Consider the following 528-nt stretch of genomic DNA (forward strand, 5'->3'; position numbering starts at 1 on the left):
CGCCGCTCGCGAACGAGATCGCGGCGGCCTCGTCCGGCGACGAGAGGTTACCGACGAAGCTCGTTGCGGCCGCCTGTAGCGCCGAAAGGTTCGCGCCGCTCATCGAGCCGGAGGTGTCGCTGACCAAGGCGACCTCAAGCTCCTGCCGCTCGCCCGTGCCCGTGGGCTCGTACACGTTGTCGCAGTCCTCGTCGTACCAGACGCAGACCTCGATGGCGTCGGCGAGGTCGCCCTGGTCGGGCGTGTCGTCCGCGTCCGCCTCGGGCTCGGACTGCCCGTTCTCCGCCTGGGTTAGCTCGCCCGCGAGGTAGACGTACGCGGGGTTGTCACAGATGTGGAGGCTGATCGTCACCTCGCCGGAGTCGCCGGGCTTCACGTCGTCGAGCGTGAACACCGGGATCCCGTCGCCGTTGACGAGGAACTCGTCCATCGCCGGTGAACAGAAGTCGATCTCGCCGGTCACGTAGTCCTCCCAACTCTGCCCCTCTCCGGGCGCGGGCGTCTGGTCGAGCAGGTAGCGCCCGTCGC

Annotated in this window: 1 pseudogene; it reads right to left on the reverse strand. The window is 68.8% G+C overall.

What is annotated here, in order from left to right:
- Positions 1 to 528 (reverse strand): annotated as a pseudogene (locus EXE46_RS16310) (hypothetical protein); the annotation flags it as partial.

This window comes from Halorubrum sp. GN11_10-6_MGM (assembly GCF_005435165.1).
Taxonomy (GTDB): Archaea; Halobacteriota; Halobacteria; order Halobacteriales; family Haloferacaceae; genus Halorubrum.